This is a genomic window from Terrisporobacter petrolearius (assembly GCF_020748185.1).
Lineage (GTDB): Bacteria > Bacillota > Clostridia > Peptostreptococcales > Peptostreptococcaceae > Terrisporobacter > Terrisporobacter petrolearius.
Genome location: NZ_JAHZMO010000212.1, coordinates 1 through 396 on the forward strand (window position 1 = coordinate 1; position 396 = coordinate 396).

A 396-nucleotide genomic window follows, 5' to 3' on the forward strand; every position below is an offset into this window, starting at 1 on the left:
TTGTGCTCTTACGCTTTTTAACTATTTTAGCAACCCTTTTGAAAACTTTACCTACTTTTAGTTTCTTAAATGGATTTATAGTTCCAAGTACTGCTCCACCAACTATGGCTCCTGCTTTCTTCCAACCTCTTAGATTTTTCTTCTTCGCATACTGATATCCATCATAAGCCCCAAGTCCCGCATTTATTATTCCCCATAGTGGGAAGTGACCACTTGGGTCTGTATATGCTATTGGGTTGTTTACACAGTAAGCATATAGATGTAAACTGCTTGGGTCTGTGAATTCTCCACGATAAGTGTCTTCTGTTAAGAACCTTCCATATTCAGGGTTGTAGTATCTCGCATTCAAATAATATAGTCCTGTTTTATTATCGTAAATTCCACCTGTGTAGCAGA

The 396-nt window shown here is 37.9% G+C and carries 1 protein-coding gene; it reads right to left on the bottom strand.

Annotation, left to right across the window (positions count from 1 at the left end; translation table 11 throughout):
* Positions 1–349: RHS repeat-associated core domain-containing protein (locus K0040_RS20360; RefSeq protein WP_265588954.1), on the bottom strand; the 349-nt coding region annotated here is incomplete at its 3' end.
* Positions 350–396: the final 47 nt, after the last annotated feature.